The organism is Brevundimonas sp. (assembly GCF_016463485.1).
GTDB lineage: Bacteria > Pseudomonadota > Alphaproteobacteria > Caulobacterales > Caulobacteraceae > Brevundimonas.
The window spans coordinates 1-5,140 of the sequence record NZ_JAEMRD010000142.1; the positions used below are offsets into that span (position 1 = coordinate 1).

At 66.8% G+C, this 5,140-nt stretch carries 5 protein-coding genes and 1 tRNA gene; 5 read left to right on the forward strand and 1 reads right to left on the reverse strand.

All coding sequences use genetic code 11. The features are described from left to right. The 4 genes from JHC99_RS15565 to JHC99_RS15580 form a co-directional block, all read left to right on the forward strand. Positions 1 to 601, forward strand: a 601-nt coding sequence (locus tag JHC99_RS15565) for a MotA/TolQ/ExbB proton channel family protein (RefSeq protein ID WP_292155383.1), incomplete at its 5' end; no start/stop codon positions are given. Positions 602 to 606: 5 nt separating this feature from the next. Then, a complete protein-coding gene (locus JHC99_RS15570; protein WP_292155384.1) occupies positions 607 to 1,041 on the forward strand; it encodes a biopolymer transporter ExbD in 435 nt (144 codons plus the stop codon). A gap of 14 nt (positions 1,042 to 1,055) precedes the next feature. After that, positions 1,056 to 1,673, forward strand: coding sequence for an energy transducer TonB (locus JHC99_RS15575; RefSeq protein ID WP_292155386.1), 618 nt, complete (start codon positions 1,056 to 1,058; stop codon positions 1,671 to 1,673). Between the two features lie 157 nt (positions 1,674 to 1,830). After that, positions 1,831 to 1,907: transfer RNA gene (locus tag JHC99_RS15580), tRNA-His, on the forward strand. 135 nt (positions 1,908 to 2,042) lie between these two features. Here JHC99_RS15580 and JHC99_RS15585 read toward each other — a convergent pair. Further along, positions 2,043 to 4,196 (reverse strand): DEAD/DEAH box helicase, encoded by a 2,154-nt coding sequence (locus JHC99_RS15585; protein WP_292155388.1) that lies wholly within the window; start codon positions 4,194 to 4,196, stop codon positions 2,043 to 2,045. 218 nt (positions 4,197 to 4,414) lie between these two features. On the opposite strand from JHC99_RS15585, the gene JHC99_RS15590 reads away from it, so the two are divergent. Then, positions 4,415 to 5,140: PPC domain-containing protein (locus JHC99_RS15590; protein ID WP_292155389.1), on the forward strand; the 726-nt coding region annotated here is incomplete at its 3' end.

Consider the following 5,140-nt stretch of genomic DNA (forward strand, 5'->3'; position numbering starts at 1 on the left):
CTCCTGGACCCTGCTCATCATCAAGCTGCTCGAGTTCGGCGGCCTGAATCGCAAGACGGACCGCTTCCTGGAAGAGTTCCGCCAGACCCGCACCCTCGCCGACATGCGTCGCGTCGCCACCGACGAGAGCTATGACGGCAACCCGCTGGCCGACATGGCCGCCGCCGCCACCGAGGAAATCGAACTGTCGCGCCAGTCGGGCCTCTCGGTCGCCGGCGACAACAAGCATGACGCCCTGGCCCGCGCCCAGCACGCCGTTTCCGCGGTTCAGGCCGGCCTCGCCGCTCGCCTGTCGGGTGGACAGCAGTTCCTGGCCTCGACCGGCTCCATCGGCCCGTTCGTGGGTCTGTTCGGTACCGTGTACGGCATCATGAACTCCTTTATCGGTATCGTTCAGTCGAACACGACCAACCTGGCCTCCGTCGCCCCCGGTATCGCCGAGGCGCTGCTGGCCACCGGTATCGGCCTGTTCGCCGCTATCCCCGCCGTCGTGATGTACAACTACTTCAACACCCGCATCTCGGCCTATGGCACCCGTTCGGACGGCTTTGCCGCTGAACTGCTGAACGCCGTCTCGCGTCAGCTCGACAAGGGAGCCTAAGACGGATGGCCGCCAAACTCGGAGGTTCGGGCGGCGGTAAGTATCACGTCGAGCAGAACGCAGATATCAACGTCACGCCTTTCGTTGATATCATGCTCGTCCTGCTGATCATCTTCATGGTGGCGTCTGCGGTCGCCACCCCGGGGATCGAGGTGAAACTTCCGATCGCTCTCGCGAAGCCTACGGATAATCCGCCCAAGCCTGTGTTCATCTCGATCACGACGGACGGCCGGGTCTATATCGGTGACGGTGAGACGAGCTACGAAACTCTTGGTGCCGACCTGACGAGCCAGATCGGCCGTCGGGATCCGACCAAGGAGCGGATCTACATCCGCGGTGACCAGGACACGCGCTACGGTGACTTCATGCAGGCGATGAACTCGCTGCAAGACTCCGGTTTCTATAGCGTTGCCCTCGTCGGCGAAGACAAACCGGCCTGAGAACGGGAGATCACATGACAGATACACCCGTCGAATATCACCGGAGTCGCTACGACGCGCCTCGCAAGAAGGCCTCTCCCGTAACCTGGCTCATCGCCCTGGCTATCGTGAGCGTTCTTTTCGTGGGTCTTCTCATCTGGGTCCAGAAGACCAAGTTTGAGTTGAAGCAGATGGCGTTCGAGGACGACGCTGTGGACGTGGACATCGTTGCTCCGCCTCCGCCGCCGATCACCCTGCCGATCGAGCCGACGAAGAAGGAAGACCGGGTCGAGTATACGGGCCCGCCCGTGATCGTCCCCGGACCTCCGCCTCCGCCTGCGCCTCCGGCTCCGCCTCGCCCGTCGGTCATCACCAACGTGGCCTGGTCGCGGCCTCCGCGTCCGACCGCCGACGACTTCCCGGCTCGCGCCATGGATCGTGGCGTTAGCGGATCGGCGACCGTCTCGTGCACCGCCCAGGCCAACGGCCGTCCGGCGAACTGCCGGGTGGTTTCGGAAACGCCTGCGGGCATGGGCTTCGGCCAGGCCGCCGTGCGTATCGTCCAGCGGGGCCAGCTTTCGCCCCGCACCGTGGACGGCGCGGCGACCAATGCGACCTTCACCGTCCGGGTACCGTTCAACCTGGGCGACTGATCGCCGCCTGACCTGATACGACAAACGCCCCGAAGCTCACGCTTCGGGGCGTTTTCGCGTTCAGGCCCTGCCGCCTGCAATGGGCGCTTGATCCCTCGCGACAGCGCCGCTAAAGACCACCCCTCGCGCGAGGCCAGACGGCTTGCGCGAACGATGCGCCGCCTTAGCTCAGTTGGTTAGAGCGCCGGTTTGTGGAACCGGAGGTCCTCAGTTCAAGCCTGAGAGGCGGTACCATCCCGGGTCGGCACTTGCCGCCCATCATCGCCCTGACCCCACACCTTCACCCCCTCACTGGACAGCAAAAACGCGCCGTTGCCTGAGCAACGAGGCGTCCTTTCGAACAGTCGGATCCGCCGAAGCGTCGTCCGCCTATTTCTTGCCCTTGAAAGGCTTTGCCCCGGCGGGCTTGCCCGTCGGCTTGCCCCGTGCGTCCTTCGCCCCCCAGGGCCGATCGCCGCCCTTCGGCTTGCCCTTCCAGGCCGGCTCACCACCGGGCGCGGGATGAGCGTCCGATGCTGGTGCCCAGGCTGCCTTGGGAGCGGCCCCGGCGTCCTTCTTGACCCACGGCTTCTTGGCCGGAGCTCCCGTATCGACCTTGCCGGCCCAAGGGGTCCGTTCCGCCGCTTCCGGCTTGTCCCGCTTCACCCACGGCTTCTTTTCGCCCGATGGAGTGCTGTCCTCACGCTTGACCCATGGCTTCTTCTCGCCCGTGGGAGCGCCGTCTTCGCGCTTCACCCAGGGTTTCTTCTCACCAGCCGGAGCGTCCTCGCGCTTGACCCAGGGTTTCTTCTCCCCCTTGTCCGCCCAGGGCTTGCGGGCCGGACGGTCGCCGGCATCTCCGACCGGGGTCTTGTCCCACCGGCTGGCGGGCTTCTCCTTCGGACCCGGTGCCACGGCGTCGGCGACGGTGACGCCGTCCTCGGTCGAGGCGGCGACGGCGGCCCGGAACTTGGCCTCTGCGGCCTTGGTGATCTCGAACTTGGTCTCGCGGTCGAAGATCTTGATCGAGCCGATGTCGCCCTTGGTCACGTGACCGATGCGGCAGATCGTCGGCAGCAGCCATTTCGGATCGGCATTCTTGTCCCGGCCAATGTTGACCCGGAACCAGACCATCTCGCCGCCCCGGGCGAAGTCCGTCAGGGGACCGTCGCGCTGGCCGCGATCGTTGACGCCGCTGACCTGGGCCCGCTTCATCCGCTCGTCGTCATAGACGTCTTCCGGCGCCGGCAGTTTCTGGCGATAGAGGCGGATCAGCGATGCCGCTACCTGTTCGGGCGTGGTCCGCTCCAGCAGCAGCCTGCCCAGCTCCAGGGCCTCCTCGTCATCGACGGGCGCTGTCAGGGCGGGATCGGCGAGCAGCCGCTCGCGGTCCTTCTCCAGGATCATCTCGGCGCTCGGCGGCCCCGACCACTCGGCCACGATCGAGGCCGATTGCAGCATCAGCTCCACCTTGCGGCGGCGCGTATAGCTGACCAGCAGGACCGAGACGCCCTTCTTTCCGGCCCGACCCGTCCGTCCCGAACGGTGCAACAGCCCGGCCTTGTTGACCGGGATCTCGGCATGGATCACCAGCCCGAGATCGGGCAGGTCCAGACCCCGTGCCGCGACGTCGGTGGCGACACAGACCCGGGCATGACCGTCCCGCAGCGCCTGCAAGGCTTCGGACCGCGCGCTCTGGGTCAGTTCGCCCGACAGCCCAACGACCGAGAAGCCGCGTTCGCGCAAGGACGACGTCAGATGCTTGACCCGCTCACGGGTGTTGGCGAACACCAGTGCGCCAGGGGCCTCGAAATAGCGCAGCACGTTCACGACCGCGAGTTCTACCTCGTTCGGTGCGACGCGGATGGCCTTGTACTCGATGTCGGCGTGGGACTTGTTGCCGGCGACGGTGTCGATCCGCAGGGCATCGCGCTGATAGGTCTTGGCCAGCTGGACGATGTCGCGGGCCAGGGTGGCGGAGAACAGCAGGGTCCGGCGCTCGGGCGGGGCGGCGTCCAGGATGAAGGTCAGGTCCTCCTGGAACCCCATGTCCAGCATCTCGTCGGCCTCATCGAGGACCACGGCCTTGGCCTCCGACAGATCCAGCGCGCCGCGTTCCAGATGGTCACGCAGACGCCCAGGCGTGCCGACGACGATGTGGGCGCCGCGTTCCAGCGCCCGTCGCTCGATCTTGGGGTCCATGCCGCCGACGCACGATACGATGCGGGCACCGGTCTGGGCATAGAGCCACGACAGTTCGGCCGAGACCTGCTGGGCCAGTTCCCGGGTCGGTGCGATGACCAGGGCGACCGGATTGCCGAAGTCGGTAAACTTTTCCGCATCCCCCAGCAGGGTCGTGGCGAGGGCCAGGCCGAAGGCGACCGTCTTGCCGGAACCGGTCTGGGCCGAGACCAGCAGGTCGCGGCCGGACCCGTCGTCGTTCGGGGCGGCGTCCAGCACAGCGGCCTGGACGGGGGTCGGCTCGGCATAGCCGCGATCGGAAAGGGCGCGGTCGAGCGCGGGATGACTGGCGGGGAAGGGCATGATTGTCTCGTAGGGCGCTTTGGGCGCGAAGGCGAGATACGCGCGGTCGCGATGTCTCGTGAAGGGGCGGCCATCTGCGCCCATATCAAGGCCGAATGGTGGTGACATCGGCGTTTGTCGCGCGGCGTTCGGCGAAGATGTCAGGTCTCGTTCATCGACGGTGATGACAAGTTGGCCCAACGGCGTCATCACTGCACGGCGTTACTCGGGGGAGTCTCATGTCGAAGTCACTGCTTATGGCCACGGTCGCGCTCGCGCTCGTCGGCGGCACCGCCCATGCCCAGCAACGGTTGCAGCCCGGCGCGCCGGCCTATGGCGACCTGCGCCAAGGTGACGAGCAGCTGGATTCGGGCGAGTTCGTCGACACCTGGACGTTCCAGGGGCGGGCCGGGGACCGGGTGTCGCTGTCGATGACCTCGGGCGATTTCGACCCCTATCTGCTGATCAATGGTCCCGGTGATTTCTCGGACGAGAACGACGACGGCCAGGACGGCGACACCTCGGCGGCGCTGGACCTGCGCCTGCCGGCCGACGGCATCTATCGCGTCATGGCCACCAGCTATGAACCCGGCGAGAGCGGACGATACACTCTCGATTTCCAGGGTGGAGGCGGGGGCGGCTTTGGCGGCAGCGGCAGCGGCAGCGGGCGCGGTCCGGGCGTCGGCGTGGGCGGCAGTATCGCCGATCGCATCGGGGCCAGCGCGCGGCGGGGCCAGAACAACGTCCTCCAGCCCGCCGCGACTGTGCGCGAAGCACTGGAACGCAGCGATTCGCGGCTCAGCACGGGCGAATATGCCGACGGGTGGCGGTTCCGGGCGCGGCGGGGCCAGACCTATACCCTGACCCTCCAGTCCGGGGACTTCGACGCCTATCTGGTGGCACGCGGGCCGGGCGGGCTGAGCGAGGACAACGATGACGATCCCGGCAGCCGGGGTTCCACCGAC

Excerpts from the sequence above, each read along its gene's own strand:
- JHC99_RS15570 (WP_292155384.1), top strand. The coding sequence starts at position 607 with ATGGCCGCCAAACTCGGAGGTTCGGGCGGCGGTAAGTATCACGTCGAG.
- JHC99_RS15575 (WP_292155386.1), top strand. The coding sequence starts at position 1,056 with ATGACAGATACACCCGTCGAATATCACCGGAGTCGCTACGACGCGCCT.
- JHC99_RS15585 (WP_292155388.1), bottom strand. The coding sequence starts at position 4,196 with ATGCCCTTCCCCGCCAGTCATCCCGCGCTCGACCGCGCCCTTTCCGAT.